General features: G+C 57.9%; 14 protein-coding genes, 2 tRNA genes, 2 rRNA genes and 1 pseudogene. 12 read left to right on the top strand and 7 right to left on the bottom strand.

The window, feature by feature from the left end:
* The first annotated feature begins 86 nt into the window (after positions 1–86).
* The 4 genes from trpD to HDF16_RS16120 all read left to right on the top strand — a co-directional run bounded on the left by trpD (position 87) and on the right by HDF16_RS16120 (position 2,763).
* Entirely contained in the window at positions 87–1,181 is a 1,095-nt protein-coding gene (trpD, locus tag HDF16_RS16135; RefSeq protein WP_184218462.1) for an anthranilate phosphoribosyltransferase, read from the top strand.
* Positions 1,182–1,322: 141 nt separating this feature from the next.
* The gene (locus HDF16_RS16130; RefSeq protein WP_246409166.1) at positions 1,323–1,676 is read left to right on the top strand and encodes a YbjQ family protein; all 354 of its coding nucleotides are present in this window, start codon (positions 1,323–1,325) and stop codon (positions 1,674–1,676) included.
* Between the two features lie 17 nt (positions 1,677–1,693).
* Complete coding sequence (locus HDF16_RS16125; RefSeq protein ID WP_184218459.1) at positions 1,694–2,074, top strand: VOC family protein; 381 nt, start codon at positions 1,694–1,696, stop codon at positions 2,072–2,074.
* Between the two features lie 83 nt (positions 2,075–2,157).
* On the top strand, positions 2,158–2,763 hold the full coding sequence (locus tag HDF16_RS16120; protein WP_184218456.1) for a thymidine kinase: 606 nt from the start codon (positions 2,158–2,160) through the stop codon (positions 2,761–2,763).
* Between the two features lie 6 nt (positions 2,764–2,769).
* Here HDF16_RS16120 and HDF16_RS16115 read toward each other — a convergent pair whose 3' ends face one another.
* The 3 genes from HDF16_RS16115 to HDF16_RS16105 all read right to left on the bottom strand — a co-directional run bounded on the left by HDF16_RS16115 (position 2,770) and on the right by HDF16_RS16105 (position 7,052).
* Positions 2,770–4,332, bottom strand: coding sequence for a tetratricopeptide repeat protein (locus HDF16_RS16115; protein WP_184219297.1), 1,563 nt, complete (start codon positions 4,330–4,332; stop codon positions 2,770–2,772).
* 40 nt (positions 4,333–4,372) lie between these two features.
* On the bottom strand, positions 4,373–5,443 hold the full coding sequence (locus tag HDF16_RS30710; RefSeq protein WP_184218453.1) for a glycosyltransferase family 2 protein: 1,071 nt from the start codon (positions 5,441–5,443) through the stop codon (positions 4,373–4,375).
* Positions 5,444–5,567: 124 nt separating this feature from the next.
* A complete protein-coding gene (locus HDF16_RS16105; protein ID WP_184219239.1) occupies positions 5,568–7,052 on the bottom strand; it encodes a S10 family peptidase in 1,485 nt (494 codons plus the stop codon).
* Positions 7,053–7,174: 122 nt separating this feature from the next.
* Here HDF16_RS16105 and HDF16_RS16100 point away from each other — a divergent pair, with 122 nt between their 5' ends.
* The 8 genes and pseudogenes from HDF16_RS16100 (at position 7,175) to HDF16_RS16070 (ending at position 14,854) form a co-directional block, all read left to right on the top strand.
* Positions 7,175–7,705: a superoxide dismutase family protein gene (locus tag HDF16_RS16100; RefSeq protein ID WP_184218450.1), complete on the top strand. Its 531-nt coding sequence runs from the start codon at positions 7,175–7,177 to the stop codon at positions 7,703–7,705.
* An 81-nt stretch (positions 7,706–7,786) separates the two neighbouring features.
* Entirely contained in the window at positions 7,787–8,632 is an 846-nt protein-coding gene (locus tag HDF16_RS16095) for an RNA polymerase sigma factor (protein WP_184218447.1), read from the top strand.
* Positions 8,633–8,645: 13 nt separating this feature from the next.
* Positions 8,646–9,671, top strand: a complete 1,026-nt coding sequence (locus HDF16_RS16090; protein WP_221312796.1) for an anti-sigma factor family protein — start codon at positions 8,646–8,648, stop codon at positions 9,669–9,671.
* A pseudogene (locus tag HDF16_RS31870) lies at positions 9,668–9,736 on the top strand (B-box zinc finger protein); the annotation flags it as partial. The gene HDF16_RS16090 and the pseudogene HDF16_RS31870, both read left to right, overlap by 4 nt.
* Before the next feature lie 9 nt (positions 9,737–9,745).
* Positions 9,746–11,041: a hypothetical protein gene (locus tag HDF16_RS16085; protein WP_246409164.1), complete on the top strand. Its 1,296-nt coding sequence runs from the start codon at positions 9,746–9,748 to the stop codon at positions 11,039–11,041.
* Positions 11,042–11,043: 2 nt separating this feature from the next.
* On the top strand, positions 11,044–12,744 hold the full coding sequence (locus HDF16_RS16080) for a DUF4097 family beta strand repeat-containing protein (RefSeq protein ID WP_184218438.1): 1,701 nt from the start codon (positions 11,044–11,046) through the stop codon (positions 12,742–12,744).
* A gap of 208 nt (positions 12,745–12,952) precedes the next feature.
* Positions 12,953–13,801, top strand: a complete 849-nt coding sequence (locus HDF16_RS16075) for a hypothetical protein (protein WP_184218435.1) — start codon at positions 12,953–12,955, stop codon at positions 13,799–13,801.
* Positions 13,802–13,873: 72 nt separating this feature from the next.
* Positions 13,874–14,854: a glycosyltransferase family 2 protein gene (locus HDF16_RS16070; protein WP_184218432.1), complete on the top strand. Its 981-nt coding sequence runs from the start codon at positions 13,874–13,876 to the stop codon at positions 14,852–14,854.
* 94 nt (positions 14,855–14,948) lie between these two features.
* Here HDF16_RS16070 and rrf read toward each other — a convergent pair.
* From rrf to HDF16_RS16050, 4 genes are all read right to left on the bottom strand, one after another.
* Positions 14,949–15,065, bottom strand: a 5S ribosomal RNA gene (rrf, locus tag HDF16_RS16065).
* A 174-nt stretch (positions 15,066–15,239) separates the two neighbouring features.
* Positions 15,240–18,183, bottom strand: a 23S ribosomal RNA gene (locus HDF16_RS16060).
* A gap of 401 nt (positions 18,184–18,584) precedes the next feature.
* Positions 18,585–18,660: transfer RNA gene (locus HDF16_RS16055), tRNA-Ala, on the bottom strand.
* 47 nt (positions 18,661–18,707) lie between these two features.
* Positions 18,708–18,784, bottom strand: a tRNA-Ile gene (locus HDF16_RS16050).
* Between the last annotated feature and the right edge of the window lie 165 nt (positions 18,785–18,949).

Genomic DNA, 18,949 nt, shown 5'->3' with positions numbered 1-18,949 from the left:
AGCGGTACCGCCTTTTCGCGCGCAATTGTAGCCGGGTAAACGTCTACGCTCCGATACTAGCGGAGGCGTATGAACAGCGGCAACCGATGGTCGGACAGGCTGAGCGTTTATCGGACAGCGCCCTCCTTGCTACTCTTCATAAAGTGATCCTCAGGCCTTACTTGCGCAGATTGATCGAATCTCGAGCCACGCTGACTCGGGAGGAAGCCCGCGACCTGATGCGGCTTGTCCTGCAAATGCAGGCGACCGAGATCGAGATCGCCGCCATTCTCGGAGCGCTCGCGGCGCGCGGAGAGACGGCGGAAGAGATCGCAGGTTTTGTCGACGCCATGCGCGAGGCGGCTGCGATTGTGCTCCTTCATGAAAGCGAGCGGACGCAGTTAGTGGACACCTGCGGCACCGGAGGCGACGGTGCCGACACCTTCAACATCTCTACTGGAGCAGCACTGGTCGCAGCGGCGGCAGGCGCGAAGGTGGCCAAGCACGGCAATCGCGCGGTCACCTCGAAGAGCGGATCAGCGGATGTGCTCGAAGTGCTCGGGATCCCGGTCGGGCTTTCGCCAAATGAGGGTGCCGCAGCAATCCGCAATCATGGCTTCGCCTACCTACACGCGCCCGCGATGCACCCCGCAATGAAGGCGGTGATGCCGGTTCGCCGCGCGTTGGGTGTAAGGACGGTCTTCAATCTACTCGGACCTCTTTCAAACCCCGCAGGTGCGCGGGCGCAGGTGATGGGTGTCTATGCGGCGGATCGGGTCGCAGTAGTCGCAGAGGCGATGGTGCTGCTCGGAGTGCGGCACGCGTTTGTGGTGCATGGATACGTTGACTCAGAACGCAGCGCAGGCATGGATGAATTTTCTATCAGCGCCCCCAGCCTGGTCGCGGAGGTCCGCGATAGCGCGGTTACGCACTCAACCCTGTCGCCGGAGGACGCCGGACTGGAACGATCGCCGATCGCGATGCTTCGCGGCGGTGATGCTTTGGAGAACGCGACTATTCTGCGGGCGGTCTTTGCGGGCAAGCCGGGGCCGTGCCGCGATGTCGTTGTATTGAACGCGGCAGCGGTGCTGGTTACGGCCGGGCTTGCGTCGGATCTCCGCGCGGGGGTGGTGTTGGCACAGGAGACTATCGATGCTGGGCGGGTGTTGCGATTGGTGGAGAGCATCTCGGCTGCGGCCTGAGCTGGTGGCGCTCCGCCTAATTAGGTGCGATGAAGCCGCGCCGAAGATGGGGCACCCAGCCTAAAGGAACTTCCCCGCACACCGCTACGTAGAATGCTGTGCAGGCGGCTCAGGCCGTCCCGCGTATTTAGGAGAGACAAAATGTCTGCACCGCTCGCTGCTCCTTTCAGTCCGTCGATGGTTACCACCGCGCTCGACCTTCCTGGCTTCCGCATCGCGCGGAACTACGGCGTTGTCCGCGGCCTTGTTGTCCGGTCGCGTTCGATTGTCGGTAATGTTGGCGCAACGCTCCAGACGCTGATCGGCGGCAACATTACCATCTATACCGACCTGTGCGAGAAGACGCGCAACGACGCCTTCGTGATGATGATGCAGCACGCGGCGGAGCGCGGCGGCAATGCCGTAATCGCCGTGCGGTATGATTCGAACGAAGTCATGCACGGCGTCACCGAAGTGCTGGCCTACGGTACAGCCGTCTTCGTCGAAGCCTTATAAAACAGGAGATCCCAGTAATGGCGAGAGTGACCGGAATTGGTGGCGTGTTCCTCAAGGCAAAAGACCCGAAGGCGCTTTACGCCTGGTACGCCGAGCACCTTGGCATCAAGATGAGCGAATGGGGCGGGGCGAGTTTTGAGTGGAGCGATGAAGTTCCCGCCGGCACGGGCACGACTGCATGGTCACTCTTCCCGGAAAGCTCCAAACACTTCGGAGATGGCCCGCAGCAGGCGATGATCAACTACCGCGTCGACAACCTCGACGAGCTGATCGAGCAGCTAACCTCCGCCGGCGTAACCATCGACCCGAAGCGCGAGGAAGCCAGTTACGGGAAGTTTGCCTGGATCGTCGATCCTGAGGGTAATCGCGTCGAGCTTTGGCAGCCGCTCGCCGACTAAGTCTTCAACAGCCCATCGGGAAATCATAGCGACTGGCGGAGATTAGGATAGAGAGATATCCCTGCTGAAGGCCTTTCTCCACGATGAATCCAGTCCCACCCGGTCGCATCGAAGTCATCACCGGCCCCATGTTCTGCGGCAAGAGCGAAGAGCTGATCCGCCGCCTGAAGCGGGCGCGCATTGCGAAGCAGCGCGTCGCCTGCTACAAGCCCGACATCGACATTCGCTACCACCGCGACGCCATCGCCTCGCACAGTCTGCACACGCATGAGGCGGTGACGGTGGTGAACGTCGAGCGGCTGCGTGCGGAGCTGTTTCCGATCCTGAATGATGTCGAAGTGATCGGCCTCGACGAGGCGCAGTGGCTCGACGACTCCATCATTCCGCTGACGATGGAGCTGGTACATCTGGGCAAGCGCATCGTGATCGCAGGGCTGGATATGACCTTCTCGGGCGAGTCCTTCGGATCGATCCCGCAACTGATGGCCATCGCTGATGAGGTTACAAAGCTGTCCGCCGTCTGCATGGTCTGCGGCGCCCCGGCCATCCACAGCCAGCGGCTGGGTGCCAGCCAGGAGCTTGTCGTTGTCGGCGCGGCAGGCGTGTACGAGGCACGCTGCAGGAGATGCTTCCTGCCCTATGCAGATGAAGCAGGTTCGGAGCAGTTGGAGCTTCCCGTTGGAAGCTGAACGCGGTTATAGTGCCCGCAACGCGTCGCCCACCTCGGCCACTACGGAACTCCAGTCACCACGCTCTGGCTGCTGAAAGACTCGCATAGACGGATACCACGGGTTGCCGCCGCCGAACTCCGGCCAGCGCCAGTCCGGGGCGAAGGGCAGCAGAAGCCACACGGGGACGCCGAGCGCACCAGCCAGATGGGCGGTCGTATTGTCGATCGTGATGACAAGATCTATGGCGGCAATCTGGGCGGCAAATTCATCCATGTCGCGCAACTGATCAACCTCCGGGTCAACGAAGATCTTGCTACCCAAAGCGGCGATCTCTGCTTCTAACTCCGCCAGATTGCCGTACTGGAGCGAGATAAAGCGCATACCGGGCACGGCAAACAGCGGCCCGAACAGCGCAAGATCCATCGACCTGTTTTCGCCAGTCTTCGCATTGTTCGAAAACCACGACAGCCCCACGGTTCTTTCGCCATTTGCATAGCGGCTGCGGTATTGCTCGCGTCGCGTGGTGTCGGCGCGTAGATAAGGCGAGGACGATGAGGCAAACTCGCTCCACTTCCTGCGATAGAGCCCCGGCAGGCTGCCCAGCGGCAGCTGCGCTACGATCCCCCGTGCCGGGTTGAATCCGGCTTCGCGGTCCGAGATCACTTCGACCTCCGGGAAGGAGCGGACGAAGAGCGGCTGCAGACGCACGTCGCATTCAAGAATGCAGTGGGTGCCGGTGCGAATTACATCAGGAACCGCCGAAGAAAACATAATCTCGTCCCCGATCCCCTGTTCCGGCCATAGCAGGAGGCTGCCCTCAATGGACTCGCCTCGCCATGCTGGCTGAGGATAAGCTCGCATCGGCGTTGCGTGATCAGCCGAGCTCCAGCGACTTTCGTAGGCGGCCCATCCTTCGCGGAACTTCCCTTGCAAAAGCAGTAGCAGTGCCATCGCAAAGCCTGCCCGGGGATGATCAGGTTCGGCTCGCAGCGCCTCTCTAAAGACCGCCAGAGCTCCGTCGAGATCGCGGTTCGCGCGCAGCATCACACCAAGCTCGTGCAGTGCGTCCGCATATCCGGGCTGGAGCGCAATCGCCCGCCGGTACGCGGCTATGGCGAGTTCCGTCTTCAGCTCCACGCGGTATGCGTCGCCCAGCTTCTTGTGGACTTCGGGCATCTCCGGCCGAAGCGCGAGCGCGCGCTGATACCACTCGATCGCATTGCCCGTATCTTTGGCGGCAAGAAAGAGGTGGGCGAGATTCACCTGTGCCTCTACCAGATCCGGTTTGATCATCAGCGCCCGCAGATAGCACGTGCCGGCATCCCGCGCCAGGCTAAGGTGCTGCAAGACGTTGCCGAGATTCAGGTGGTAGGAGGAGGCCCGGGGGTTGATCACGATGGCGCGTCGAATTCGCTCGATAGCGGCGTCGCAGTCGCCAGCCTCGTACGCGATCATGCCCAGCAGATGCAGGCTGTCGGCGTGATTCGGGTCTTCATCGAGCACCTGCCGGTAGCCCCGCTCGGCCTCGGCTGCCCTTCCCTCGCGGTGATGCTCGAGGGCTTGGTCGAAGATCGTCTCAAGGCTCAAGTGCGCTATTTCCGTTCCCTTCAGAATCTTTGTATAGCTCTTAGACCCGGGCGCTTGCGTCAAAGTTTCGGGCACTTCCAGCGATCGCGTCTTTGAGGTGGGCTGCGGCCCGGTCGATCTTCGCCGCTGCAAGCGGAGAACGATTTGAAGCGAGGTAAGCCCGTTGGTATGCGATAAGTGCGTGATCATGCTCGCCTGCCCGCAGGAGCGTATCGCCGAGAGCATCATGCAGTGCGGGTGAGTCTTCCCCGAGAGCGAAGGCGCGCAGCAGACTCTGCCGGGCCTCAGCGATATGATCGAGCCGCAGCAGGCAGATGCCTGTGTAGAGCGGGCCGCGGCCGTCTCTCGGGCGCAGGGCGGAAGCACGTTGTAGGTGCGGCAGCGCCTCTTCCAAGTGGTTCCTCTGCAAGAGCTCCGTAATGCCAAGCTGCAGTTGCGCCTCGAAGCTCTCCGGCTCGTGCGCGATCTTCTCCAGCCCGAGCCGGTGATAGAACCGGGTCTTCGCCTCGGCCGCAGCAACAGAGGTCTCGACGGGGCCGAAGTGGTGGATGGTCAGCGGAGCATTCGTGCGGAGGAGGCCAAGGCGGTCAATGCTACTTGTCACCTGCTCATGAACGCGCTCGCGGAAATAGACATCCGGGTGGCGTCGAAACAGGCGCGTGTGCACGGAGCTAACGTAGCCGGGGTATCGCCGAGCCTCCGGAAGATCGCCGGTGTTGGGCTCAACCGACCAGGCAATTTGATCGAGGTGCAGACGGGCCACATAGTCGCGACGAGGAAGCGTATAGGCATGAACGCTGTTATCGCGAACAAGTCCGGGCAGCACAGACGCAGCCTCAGGGTCGAGCATCTCGTCCGCGTCGAGCACAAGCACCCAGTCGCAGCGAGCCCCATCGAGGACCTGATTGCGTGCGGCAGCGAAGTCATCCTGCCATGGGATCGCGATAACCTCCGCGCCGAAGCTTTCCGCAATTGAGCGCGTGTCGTCGGTTGATCCGGTGTCGCCGATGACTATCCGATCGACCAGAGATCTGGCACTACGCAGGCAGCGTGCAAGCGAAGCACCTCCGTCGCGGACGATCATGGACAGCTCAATGGTCGGGTGTGACATGCCTTCAAACCAGCATCAGGGATGGCAGTATCACTGAGCAACGCCACGAAAGTAGCAGCGAGCGCCACGCGAAGCCCAATACACGTCACGAAGTGACCACCCCGCGCGTAGTGGGCCTTTGCTTCTAATGCTTCTCGACAAGATCCATTACGTCCTTGCGCAGCGCCAGCGAGCTGGCGAGACGCGAGTAGTACATGTGTCCACCAGGGTACTCATGCACCGCTACGCGGGTGGGGTCGCCCATGATCGGAATCTGGCTGACGGTAAGAACCGAGCCCATGAACGGGCAGGAGAGATCCGCCCAGCCATGCGCGATGAGCACGCGCAGCTTCGGGTCAGTGGCGACGGCCGTTCGAAGGTCCGTCGCGGACTCCGCCCCATCGAACGCGCCCCTGCCGCCGGAGCGGTCCCAATTGCGGTTCACCTCAAAGGAGAGCGCGTTGTAGCGGGCATCGGTCTTCCATCCAACGGTGCGAGTGACGAAGTCGACCATTGCGGTCGTCGTCGGCGCGATGATGCTCAGCAGGATGGGATCCTGTGTCTCCTGTGTCGGGTTGTAGGGAAACGGATCGTAGGCGGTGACGTTGGGGTCATAGCGGCTGCCCAGCTTGCCGGTCTCACGGAACTCCTCCCGGAGGAAGGCCTGCGTCTCAAGCCGGCCACCGGACTGTTTGACGAAGGTGGCATCGAGCCCGGTCAGCTCCGTTACTTTCTTCACGACTCGCGGCGTTGCGGCTGGGTCCGAGAATCCCTTGCCCAGATCGACCATGTACTCGCCGCGTGTGTAGTCGATGACAGCGGCCATGTTCTCCGGAGTGAGCTTGCCCTGGCGCTCGTAGTTCGCCGCAACGATCGAGGGCAGCGTAATCATCCACGGAATGGGTGACAGATCTTCTGAGCCGGTGCTTGGGTTCAGCGCGGGAGAGACGAGGACTAGGCCATTTACGCCAACGCCGATCGAAGACTGCAGGTAGCTGGTGAGACGAGGGCCGCGATAGCCGCCGTAGCTCTCGCCGACGATGTACTTGCGCGACTGCAGCCGCTGGTTCTTTACCAGCCAGTCGTAGACGATCTTCGAGAGATAGGCGATGTCCTGGTCGGGGCCATAGAAGAGCTTCTTGGTCTCGTCCATCGCGACCAGCGAACGACTGAAGCCCGTGCCGATGGGATCGATGAAGACGAGATCAGTGAAGTCGAGCCAGGTGCCGGGATTGTCCTTGAGCGTGGCAGGATCCGACGGACTCTGGCCTTCAGCACCAAAGTCGACGCGCTTCGGGCCGATCGCGCCAAGGTTCAGGTAGACGCTGGCGGCGCCGGGCCCCCCGTTGAAGGCGAAGGTGACGGGGCGGTTTGGCGCGTCGATTGTGTAGGAAGTAAAGACGACCTCTCCGACTGACTTACCCTCCCCATTCTTTACCGGCAAGGTTCCAACCGTGGCCGTGTACTTCACGGTCTTACCACCAAGTTCCATCGTCTGCGGAACCGACTTATCGGCCGGAAGGTCATTCAACTGTGGCGACTTCGTCTCCGCCTTAGGGTCTGGCTTCGCTTCCTGGGCGACGACGGTGAAAGGCGCAACGAGGCAGTTGAGACCAAATGCGAGGGTCATGGCAGTTCTGGCAAAGTTCATGAAAGAGAGGATACATCGTGAAGGGTGTCATCAGATTTTGTTAGCGACGAGGCCTATTTCAGCGTTTAATGACATCGAACACACTCAAGGAGAGAAAAAGAATGCGTCTCGCACTGATTGGAATCACGGCCCTGGCCATCGCAACCCCTGCTCTCGCGAAGCCGAAGAACGAGATTGTCGTTCCCCTGAAGACCTCCACCGGCGAGGACGCGGGTACCGCCACCTTCAAGCAGGGCAAGAAGAACCTCACCGTCAAGCTGGACCTGAAGAATCTCCCCTTTGGCGACCACGCCGTCCACATTCACGCCAAGCCGATGTGCGAGGCTCCGGACTTCAAGAGTGCGGGCGGCCACTTCAATCCCGATGCGAAGCAGCATGGGCTGCAGAATCCGATGGGACACCACAACGGCGATCTGCCGCAGAACATCAGCATTGGCGAGACGCACACCGGCACCGCGACCTTCAAGGTCGACTACCTGTCGATGACCGAAGGATCGCCCAACAACATCCTGGCAAACGGCGGCACGTCGATCATGGTGCACGAGAAGGCGGACGACATGAAGACCGACCCGACCGGTAACGCCGGAAATCGGATCGCTTGCGGCGTGATCATGGAGCCGGCCGCAAAGTAAGCCTTTCATTCTGACCTCAAGGTTGTAGAAGCGGCCTTCTGCGGATTGAACCGCCCGCGACGCCCATGCGTATTAGAGCGCATGGGCGTTCTGCATATGGCGATTCCACATTCGATTCCGGTGTCCTCGAACCTTCACGGCATTCTGCCGCGCAAACGCGTAAAGCGGCCCGCCTTCCTTGAGGTAGCAGCGACCGCCGCAGTGTCAGTACCTCCGGTCGCACTGGCATCGGTCGATTCGCAGGCGAGGACGGCCCCCCAGCAAGGTACACTTCTGCCAGCCCCCCCAGTAGAGGTTCAGAACACGTTGGAGCGCACTCCACAGCAGATTGCCGAGCAGGAAGCGATGCAGAAGCTGGTCCGGCAGTGTATTGCCGGCGAGCAGCACGCCTGGGCGCAGCTCGTCGCCAGCCAGCACCGGCGCATCTACGGCATCTGCTACCGCTTCACAAACTCTGCCTGCGACGCCGAAGATCTGACCCAGGACGTCTTCATCAAGGTCTATAAGAACCTGAACAGCTTCGATACACAGAAGGGCAGCTTTCAGACGTGGATGACCACCCTGGCACGCAATCTGCTCGTCGACCACTTCCGCCGAACGCGCCTGGATCGGGCCAGCGACTCGCTGGACGCGAGCCTGGGCAGCGACGACGACGGCCCGACCATCGGCGACCGTTTGATGGACTCCGGCATCTCTCAAGATAAGCATGTTGCCGGTCTCGAATTGAAGGCTACAATTCAGGACGCGCTGAAGCAGCTCTCTCCCGAGCTGCGCGAGGCGGTCATCCTCCGCGACCTCGAAGATATGGATTACAAAGAGATTGCGCAGGTCCTCCGCATCCCGGAAGGAACCGTGAAAAGCCGCATCAGTCGCGGTCGTGGGGAACTGGCAAGGCTTTTGCAACGTATAGAAGGGCAGGTGATGTAACGTGGCCTCAAACATGAATCCGCCAAACCAATTCGGAAGCGCAAAGCCGGCAAGAGGCGGCGAAGGAACCACTTGCGCACAGTGCGAGGCGATGCTGCCCGACTGGATGGACCACGCCGAAGACGGCGAGATGGCGCCGAAGGATCGTGCCGCGTTCGAGCTGCACATTGCCACCTGTCCCGATTGCAGCCAGATGCTTGCCGACGCCCAGCGCGGAGCGGCCCTGCTGCAGATGTTGAGGTCTCCTCGGCCGGAGCCCTCTTCCGCCCTGATGGACCGCATACTCGCCAACACGAGCGGCCTTGCGGGGCCGGCCAAAAGCCGGGTATCAGGCGTAATCGCCATGCCCTCACTCGATGGAGCCGAGGTAGAGATTCAGAGCGTCAACCCGGCCAGCTACATCCTGACCCCGGCCACGGCGCAGCCCACGTTAGCATTGCCTGCCGGCAACGTTCTTCCCTTCCGCAGTCCATCTGCGGCACGGTTCAGCCTCCGCGCCATCACCCACACGATGATGCAGCCGCGGCTCGCAATGACAGCGGCGATGGCGTTCTTCTCCATCGCGTTAACGCTGAATCTCACCGGCGTCCGGCTGAGCCAGCTAAGTGTCAGCGACCTGAAGCCATCGAACCTGCGGCGTACCTTCTATCAGGCCGACGCCAGCGTAGTGCGCTACTACGACAACCTCCGCGTGGTGTACGAGCTCGAGTCGCGGGTGCAGGATATGAAGCGGTCAAACGACAACTCAGAGACGGACGATGCTGCTTCCGGCGCCAAGGCCAGTCCGGACTCTGGAGAGACGAAGGACAAATCGAAGTCGGATCAGCAGCGCAAGAACGCGCCAAAGGCGGGCAGCGGCACGAGCCAGCGGCACAATTACATGCAGCAGAACTTCAGACTAGCGGCATCACAAGACCAAAGCCACCCTCCGCGAAGAGATTCACTCGAGCCAGCTTTGCTCACAAGTTTTCTTGAGCGCAACACATTAGCAACAAGCAATCAGTCGAAAAAAGAAGAGCAGGAAGGGGTGCTGGCATGAACTGCGCAAATCATCAAGATCGGGAACGAGTCGCTTTTTGCCAGAACTGCGGGAAGCCGCTGTGCCAGGAGTGCATGAGAGCCGTTGGCTCGGCCGTATTTTGCGAGCCTTGCCTCGCGGCCAAGCTCGACGCAGCCGGAGCTGTCCCGGCGGGCGGATACAGCTATAGCGACCCGGCTCCCGGCTTTAGCGCGGGTAGCACAGCCGCCGGCGGAGCCTACACCTACCCCGATCCCACGAGTGGCGTTTATACGAGCGGCGTAATCCCTCCGCAGCCTTTTTCCGGAGTTGCAAATCCCATGCTCGCCGGGCTGCTCGGCTTCATCCCGGGTGTCGGCGCGATGTACAACGAGCAGTACGCCAAGGGAATCGTTCACCTCATCGTCTTTGCAATCCTAGTTAGCCTGGCGGACAACCATGGAATCTTCGGCCTATTCATCGCGGGCTGGGTCTTTTACATGGTGATTGAGGCGCATCACACCGCCCGTGCAAGACGCGACGGTCTGCCGCTTCCCAATCCCTTTGGCCTGAACGATCTGGGCGAACGCCTCGGCTTCGGAAAGTCCTGGGGAGTGCCCCATCAGGGTCCCAACGGCGATCCCGCAGCCGCACCGGGAGCAGTTCCACCTGACCCGTACCGCGCTCCGGCACCCGGCGCTGCTTACGCTCCGCCATCTGGAAACCCGTACGTTGCAGGAGCGGTTCCACCCAACTGGTCCTCAGGTCCTTGGACACCTCCGCCGACGCCAGGCTGGGAGCCCTACGCTCCAGTTCCGCCGGTTCCCCCCCAGGTGCCCCTGGACACCCAGGTTCCCTACCCCGGTAATCGTTTCCCTGCAGGCGCGTTATGGCTGATTGGCTTCGGCGCGTTATTTCTCCTCGGGAACGCAGGCCTCTTTCACGGCTTTTCGACACGCCTGTTTCTGCCGTTCCTCCTGATCGGTCTCGCGGTCTTCATCTTCGTCCGGAAGATGACCTCCACGGGTGGCGGCCTTACGAGCGATGGTACCGCGAGCTACCGGCTGCGCGTATTCAGGGCGCTTCGTGGATCGGTATGGATCGCTCTTGTGGGCCTGCTCTTCTTCCTGGACCAGTTCGATATTCTCTCCTGGGGACATAGCTGGCCACTGTTCATCATTCTCGCCGGTGTCATGACGGTGCTCGAACGGGCAGCGTACAGCGCGGCGGTAGCTGCGGGCCCGATGCCCTTCGACCCGAATTATGACCCGAATTATGCGGCTGGATACACCAACTATCCGCCAGCGCCAGCACCACCCGCACCTCCATCATCATCGGTATCGATCGTGCCGGCACCCGAGGACTCCCACGGATTTCACGACTCGGCAATTGACCGCAAGGAAGGAGAGTAACTATGTCTGGCTATCCTCCACCCTATCCACCTCCGGGTTCCCGTCCTCCTTATGGCCCGAACGACTTTCGTGGCGACTGGAAGTACCAGCGTCGCATCCTGAAAGACCAGGCTCGGGCGCAACGCGAGATGTTTCGTGCCCAGCGCGACGCCTACCGCGCACAATATCGTGGGCTTCGTCGCGGCTCAATCGTCGGACCGATCATGGTCATCGCTCTCGGCGTGGTCTTCCTGCTCGTGCAGTTAGGCAAGCTGCCAAGTTTTGCGGTCTGGTCATGGCTGGGTCACTGGTGGCCCCTTCTCCTCATCGGAGTTGGCGTCGTCGTCCTGATTGAGTGGGGCTTCGACCAGACATTCCGCGGAGATACAGGACAGCCCTACGTCCGGCGCAGCCTCGGTGGAGGTGTGATCACCCTGCTGGTGTTTTTAGCCATCGCGGGCGGAATCCACCAGGGAATTCAAGGCAACTTCCACGACGGTCATAGCCTCTTTGGCGACAGCTTCAACCAGGAGAACATCGATCAGTTTCTCGGCGACAAGCATGAGAGCGATCAGACGCTCGATCAGGCCTTTGCGGGCGAGGGCACGCTGCAGGTCGACAACCCCCGGGGTGACGTCACCATCTCGGGCACCAGCGACGACAACCAGATCCACGTAACGGTCCACAAAGAGGTCTACAGCAGGAGCGATTCGGACGCAGCGAACAAATCGGAGCAGTTGAGCCCGAAGATCGACCGCAGCGGGTCCGTCACCCATGTCACCCTGCCAGCTCTGGACGGCGCTCGTGCCGATCTGGTGATTACCGTTCCCTCCGTCTCGTCGAACACCGTAGTTGCCAACCACGGCGATGTGAAAGTGAGCGGGGTGCGCGGCTCTGTGAATATCACGGCGAACCACGGCGATGTTGAACTGAGCGCCATCACTGGAAGCGTCACGACCCACATTCAGAACACCGGATCGGACTTTGCCGCTCACAGCGTTACCGGCCCGGTCACGCTCGAAGGCCGGGGCGGCGGCATCACACTCTCGGACATCAACGGACCTGTCTCGGTCCAGGGCGATTTCTTTGGCGAGACCCACGTCGAACATATTCGGGCCGCCTTCCGCTTTCACACCAGCCGCACCGACTTCCAGCTTGCCCGCCTAGATGGCCAGCTCGACATCAGCTCCGATGAGGATCTCTCAGCCGATCAGTTGGTCGGACCGGTCGTATTGAACACTCGCAACCGCAATATCACTCTCGATCGTGTTGCCGGCGACGTGACGATCACCAACAAGAACGGCAAGGTCGATCTGACCGGCGCACCCCCGCTTGGCAATGTCTCGGTGGAGAATCGCAACGGCGAGGTCACGCTGACCGTCCCTGACCAGGCCGGTTTCAATGTAACGGCGGAGACCACGGACGGCGATATCGAGAACGACTTCGCCCTTCCAGTCTCCGAGAACAACAACCGGAAGTCGATCACCGGGAACGTCGGCAAGGCAGCAGCCAACATCAAGATCACGACCACTCAGGAAGATATCTCCCTGAAGCGCGCCAGCATTGCTCCCTTGCCACCTCTTCCACCCGCTCCGCCTGCCCTGACCGATATGCCCGCGACAGCTCAGCACGCCATCGCCGCTTCACAGAAGACGGCCCGCGAGGCACAAAAGGCCGCTGAAAAGTTAGCCCGCGAAGCATCAAAAGTCGCGCAGCAGCCCTAAACTCTTCGAGCCTTGATTCGTAAAGAGAGGTCTGTTCACACAGGAGCATAACGATGAACGGAACCAACGTTCGCCGTTATGCTCCTGATTCATTAAGTGGGCGCAAACAGAGGAACTCGAACTGGAGTTTTATAATCAGCTGGCACGGATCGTGACACTCGCCCGTCTTCGAGGCTGATCTTCCTAACCGCAGCACATCAGAGGAATCTTGCAAACACTCTACGTCAGATATTGCGCATTTTTTCCGATAACTCGCACCCAGGATATTGCGATCGAGTTATTACTCTCTGTAACGACGTTGGAAGAGCAGGTCTCCCGCTATGCCAACATCACGCTAGTCTTCTATACTCTTTCCGCTTACAAACAGAACTATCTCGATCTATGCGCGATGTTCAGTTTTCCGTCACGAGTCATTGCCCTTGATGAGGAATATCCCGCCGAACTCACAAGATGGGAAGAGATTGCCAACGAGATAAAGCATAAGACCCAGACCGACCACCGCTGCATCATCCGCATGCTCGCCGACTTTCATATTCTTCCCGTCGACCAGCATCGCCTGCTTATCGGTTGCGATGTCTTTTTTCTTAAGGTGCCGCAGGAAGTTCTCGCCTTCACCTGGAACCCTGTGAAGCAGGCTAAGATTCTCTACATGGCCGATATGTTTAGCTTCGGGGGCACCCTCTATAAGCTTCGCCATTATAAGCCGCCCATCCTTGAAGGCCTGCTTGGTGATTTCTATTGCTTGGCTCCTGGAGTTCATCTAACTGAGGAAGCAATCAAAGGCTGTTTGAGGATGATTGATGACTGGCCGGGAGGCGCACATCGATGGGAGCCAATACCTCGCTTTGATGACGCCCATGCCTGTGAACAACAGGCTGCCGCGATCCTCCTTCACCCCTTTGGCGGCCAGCTTTTACCTCCCGTACGTTACTCCCACAACACCATACTGGATGAGCTAGCCGTGATTCATACCCACTCCATCAGCAATATCACGGTCCTTTTGGCAGACAAGATGAAGGCCCGCGCCAGAGAGTTACTTGCCGCTTGGCCTGAATAAATACTGAGTTAGCAACGCTGGGTCAGACTCACGACTAAATACGACAAGAGTAACTAAGAGAGTTATCCATTTATGTCGCAATGTATTCAACTGACCATTGGTATCCCGACATATAACCGCTCCGCCCTCCTGGCTGAGCAGCTAAATCGGCTTAGCCAGGAGGGACTCGGCGATGAAGTTGAGATCCTCGTTTCAGACAACGCTTCTTTGGATTCCACTCTTGAAATAGCTGAGTCCTTTCGTGAGCGGATGGGGCGCCACTTTGTCATCTCCCCCAATGAGCGCAACCTTGGCTTCGACGGAAACATCTTTACCCTCTATAAAAAGGCGCGTGGCCGCTATCTCTGGTTTCTCAGCGACGACGATAGCTTCTTTCCCGGCACCGTCGCCCGACTCCTCCAGGTCGTGAAGTCAGAAAAGGACTGCGGCCTTATCGCGTTGCCCGGTTTCAATATGCTGCCCTACGAATCCCATGAAGGCGGTCACATCATCCAGCTCTTACCTTGGAGTCCCACCGGCAGCGCTGTCTCAATTGTTTTAGGCAAGCGTTTTGGTCTCACTGGAAACGAGTTCGAGCGCTTCGGCCTCGTCTCTGCCACGTCGCAAATCTCTCACTGCCTCGTGCGGCGCGGCGTACGCATCGAAGACGCCGACCGAGGCGGCGGCGTACTGCAAAGCCGCATAGCCAATCTTAATCTCCTCAGCGAGCCCCATTATTACATCCTCTCTGAACCGACTATCAAGCAAGGCGATTGGACTGAAGTCTCCCACACGTTCATGGAGTCCACCTTTTTCGGCATTCGCGAACTCTACAGCAGCCCCGACATGCAATTTACCCGCGAAGTGGTGGACTTCGCCTCAGTTCAAAACTGCCTCTTCGCGATCCGGCTGCTCCACGCCTACTACACCGGCGAAAACCCCACTCACATCAACTTCCCCCCCGTTGGTCGCGGTTTTGCGGACCGTCTCATGCGCCTCTTCGGCGGAGCGTACCATCATCTGGACGCCGCCGTCGAAGACTTGCTGGAAGTCGCGAAAGCACACAAGCGCTAGGACGGCTTTTCTCGAAGCTGCTTTATAGATATCTAAGGATCGATTTGTGACGGAAATAGAAAAGCCCCATCCGAAGATGGGGCTTTCTGTATTATGCCGGCGATCACCTAATCTCCCACACACTTACGCGTGCAGTACCATCGGCCCAACGAGGCTTAACTTCCGTGTTCGGGATGGGAACGGGTGTGACCCTCGCGGTAAACTCACCGGCAAACTTTAGAAATATCGCGCTCGCGATCTTCCACAACTGAATAGATTGGGTGTTCCCAGACGTTTGTTACATTGTTGCGTTTATCCAAAAGTTATAACTACAAAGCTTGTATTGAATGACCCTAGAACAGTGGACAATTCACAAAACGTGAACTCACTGCGCAGAGTAAATTCTATGGACAAGCCGAACGGGCGATTAGTACTGGTAAGCTACATGCATTACTGCACTTCAACCTCCAGCCTATCAAACAGGTGGTCTTCCTGAGCCCTTCATTTCCCTTTTGGGTTGGGAGATCTCATCTTAGAGCGTGCTTCCCGCTTATATGCATTCAGCGGTTATCACAACCGAACTTCGCTACCCAGCCGTGCCATTGACATGACAACTGGAACACAAGAGGTTCGTCCATCCCGGTCCTCTCGTACTAAGGACAGCCCTCTTCAAATCTCCTACGCCCACAGCAGATAGAGACCGAACTGTCTCGCGACGTTCTGAACCCAGCTCACGTACCACTTTAATCGGCGAACAGCCGAACCCTTGGAACCTTCTACAGCTCCAGGATGTGATGAGCCGACATCGAGGTGCCAAACCGAAGCGTCGATATGAACTCTTGGCTTCGATCAGCCTGTTATCCCCGGCGTACCTTTTATCCGTTGAGCGATGGCCCTTCCATACAGAACCACCGGATCACTAAGGCCTGCTTTCGCATCTGCTCGACTTGTAGGTCTCGCAGTTAACCACACTTATGCCTTTGCACTCGACGGTCGATTTCCAAACGACCTGAGTGTAGCTTCGCGCGCCTCCGTTACAATTTAGGAGGCGACCGCCCCAGTCAAACTACCCGTCTTACTATGTCCCTCTTCCAGATAATGGAAGCAGGTTAGAATCACAACAATCGCAGGGTGGTATCTCACCGTTGGCTCCACCAAACCCAAAAGTCTGGTATCAAAGCCTCCCACCTATCCTGCGCAGCAATGGCCGTAACTCATAGTAAAAGTATAGTAAAGGTGCACGGGGTCTTTTCGTCTAGCTGCGGGTAACCGGCATCTTCACCGGTACTACAAGTTCGCCGAGCAACTCGTTAAGACAGTCGAACGATCGTTACTCCATTCGTGCAGGTCGGAACTTACCCGACAAGGAATTTCGCTACCTTAGGACCGTTATAGTTACGGCCGCCGTTCACCGGGGCTTCAATTCAAAGCTTCGCCTTGCGGCTAACCTCTCCTTTTAACCTTCCGGCACCGGGCAGGAGTCAGCCCCTATACGTCGTTTTTGACTTTGCAGAGACCTGTGTTTTTGTTAAACAGTCGCCGTTCGCGTTTCACTGCGGCCCCACCAGGCTTGCACCCAGGGGGCGACCCTTCTCCCGAAGTTACGGGTCTAATTTGCCGAGTTCCTTAACAAGCTTTCACTCGAGCGCCTTTGGATATTCTCCTCGTCTACCTGTGTCGGTTTGTGGTACGGTTCCCAATCTTTCTCCTTAGAGGTTTTTCTTGGCACCATGAAATCAGCTGCTTTCAGCCATACGGCTTACTGCTTTACGCCTCACTGTTAAGTCTCTCCGGATTTGCCTAGAGAAACCAGCTTACGCGTATCGAACCCCATAGTCATAGGAGGTCCAGCTTATCCTTATGCGTCACCCCATCGTGATAACGAATTATTGGGAGGTCCGGAATATTAACCGGATTTCCATCGTCTACGCCTTTCGGCCTCGACTTAGGGACCGCCTAACCCTGAGCGGATTAACCTTCCTCAGGAAACCTTAGACTTTCGGCGTGAAGGGTTCTCACCTTCATTATCGCTACTTATGCCGGCAGGGTCTCTTCTCTAATGTCCACGTATCTTCCCAGTTACGCTTCATCCACGAGAGAATGCTCTCCTACCACGTATCTTTCGATACATTCGCAGCTTCGGTATACAGTTTTAGCCCCGTTGTATTGTCGGCACCGGACCTCTTGACCAGTGAGCTATTACGCTTTCTTTAAAGGATGGCTGCTTCTAAGCCAACCTCCTGGCTGTCTGAGAGTTCCGACTTCCTTTCCCACTTAACTGTAATTTTGGGACCTTAGCTGGCGATCTGGACTGTTTTCCTTTTGACTGTGAAGCTTAGCCCCCACAGTCTGACTGCCGGGCTGGTTGTGATCGGCATTCGAAGTTTGGTTGGATTCAGTAAGCCGGAAAGCCCCCTAGTCCATCCATGTCTCTACCACCGATCCAAATCACCCGACGCTAGCCCTAAAGCTATTTCGGAGAGAACGAGCTATCACGGAATTTGATTAGCCTTTCACCCCTACCCTCAGCTCATCCGAGCTTTTTTCAACAAACACCGGTTCGGTCCTCCAATAGGTATTACCCTATCTTCAACCTGGCCAAGGGTAGATCATCCCGCTTCGCGTCTATTCCTGCCAACTTAACGCCCTATTCAGACTCGCTTTCGCTGCGGCTCGCTCACGCTTAACCTTGCTGACAAGAATAACTAGCCGGCTCATTATGCAATAGGCACGCGGTCAGACATTCCCTTACGGGCATAGTCCTCCCACTGCTTGTAGGCACACGGTTTCAGGTACTTTTCACTCCCCTCAATGGGGTGCTTTTCGCCTTTCCCTCACGGTACTGGTTCACTATCGGTCAGAAACGAGTATTTAGCCTTACGGGATGGTCCCCGTGGATTCAAGCAGGGTTTCTCGTGCCCCGCCTTACTCAGGTACCTGCTTCGAGTCTGGATCGCTTTCGTCTACGGGTCTGTCACCCTCTTTGGATCTCCTTTCCAGAAGATTCGACTAGCAACCAGATTGGTAACTCTACTTTTGCAGGCCCTACAACCCCCGAGACACCGAAATGTCACGGGTTTGGGCTGTTCCGATTTCGCTCGCCACTACTATCGGAATCGAGGTTTCTTTCTCCTCCTGGAGGTACTGAGATGGTTCACTTCCCTCCGTTCGCCTGTTCCAACCTATGAATTCAGTTGGACATACCTAGGTTTTACCTAGGTGGGTTTCCCCATTCGGAAATCTCCGGATCAACGCGTGTGTGCCGCTCCCCGAAGCTTATCGCAGCTTGCCGCGTCCTTCATCGCCTGTTTCTGCCAAGGCATCCACCGTGCGCCCTTAGTAGCTTGACCATAGAATTTACTCGCACGCAGCAGAGTAACAACCCCTGCAACATCGGTAATCTACGTTTTTGATAATTTGTCCACGCCTGTGTCGTACTGCTTCAATCTCAACTTGCGAGATATCAGCAGGTAACACGAAAATAATTATTCTAAAGACACTCAATACTGATTGACAATGTCGCCGCTCAGATACTACCTGAGAAGCTAAATTGCTCAGCCTTGTAGTTATATTTACCCAATCTATTCAGTTGTCAAAAATCGTCGAGCGAGTCGTATAAAACGTCGTCGCTGTCGCGCCCTTGGGCGGCTTGAGCATTCCTGCTCAAGGTTCAACCTCCGTCGCGATGTACAGCGCGGTGGCTCAACCTGAAGCAGATGTGCTTGCTTTGAATCGTTGCCTTATCGAGTGATGGTGGAGCTGACCGGGATCGAACCGATGACATCCTGCTTGCAAAGCAGGCGCTCTCCCAACTGAGCTACAGCCCCATCCTGCGTTACGTCGAAGATCAGAATAACATATCTTCGATATAAAGTGGTGGGCCTGGGTAGATTCGAACTACCGACCTCACCCTTATCAGGGGTGCGCTCTAACCAACTGAGCTACAGGCCCAAACAGCGGCTCGTAGCTTATTGGCTCCTAGCGTTTAGCTAGATAGCTAAAGGCTAGGAGCCTAGCTGGATTTCTCGAAAGGTTTCGAGGACACAGTTGAACGTGCATAGCAGCTACGCCGCTATTGACCATCGGTGTTGACAGATAGCGAAAAAGAGAAGGTTT

The organism is Granulicella aggregans, from assembly GCF_014203275.1.
Taxonomy (GTDB): Bacteria; Acidobacteriota; Terriglobia; order Terriglobales; family Acidobacteriaceae; genus Edaphobacter.
The sequence above is the reverse complement of the archived record's forward strand: the minus strand, read 5'-3'. Positions and strand labels throughout refer to the sequence as shown.

Bases quoted from the DNA above. Each gene is read 5' to 3' on its own strand.
- trpD (WP_184218462.1), top strand. From the start codon at position 87: ATGGTCGGACAGGCTGAGCGTTTATCGGACAGCGCCCTCCTTGCTACT.
- HDF16_RS16130 (WP_246409166.1), top strand. From the start codon at position 1,323: ATGTCTGCACCGCTCGCTGCTCCTTTCAGTCCGTCGATGGTTACCACC.
- HDF16_RS16125 (WP_184218459.1), top strand. From the start codon at position 1,694: ATGGCGAGAGTGACCGGAATTGGTGGCGTGTTCCTCAAGGCAAAAGAC.
- HDF16_RS16120 (WP_184218456.1), top strand. From the start codon at position 2,158: ATGAATCCAGTCCCACCCGGTCGCATCGAAGTCATCACCGGCCCCATG.
- HDF16_RS30710 (WP_184218453.1), bottom strand. From the start codon at position 5,443: ATGTCACACCCGACCATTGAGCTGTCCATGATCGTCCGCGACGGAGGT.
- HDF16_RS16105 (WP_184219239.1), bottom strand. From the start codon at position 7,052: ATGACCCTCGCATTTGGTCTCAACTGCCTCGTTGCGCCTTTCACCGTC.
- HDF16_RS16100 (WP_184218450.1), top strand. From the start codon at position 7,175: ATGCGTCTCGCACTGATTGGAATCACGGCCCTGGCCATCGCAACCCCT.
- HDF16_RS16095 (WP_184218447.1), top strand. From the start codon at position 7,787: ATGGGCGTTCTGCATATGGCGATTCCACATTCGATTCCGGTGTCCTCG.
- HDF16_RS16090 (WP_221312796.1), top strand. From the start codon at position 8,646: ATGAATCCGCCAAACCAATTCGGAAGCGCAAAGCCGGCAAGAGGCGGC.
- HDF16_RS16085 (WP_246409164.1), top strand. From the start codon at position 9,746: ATGAGAGCCGTTGGCTCGGCCGTATTTTGCGAGCCTTGCCTCGCGGCC.
- HDF16_RS16080 (WP_184218438.1), top strand. From the start codon at position 11,044: ATGTCTGGCTATCCTCCACCCTATCCACCTCCGGGTTCCCGTCCTCCT.
- HDF16_RS16070 (WP_184218432.1), top strand. From the start codon at position 13,874: ATGTCGCAATGTATTCAACTGACCATTGGTATCCCGACATATAACCGC.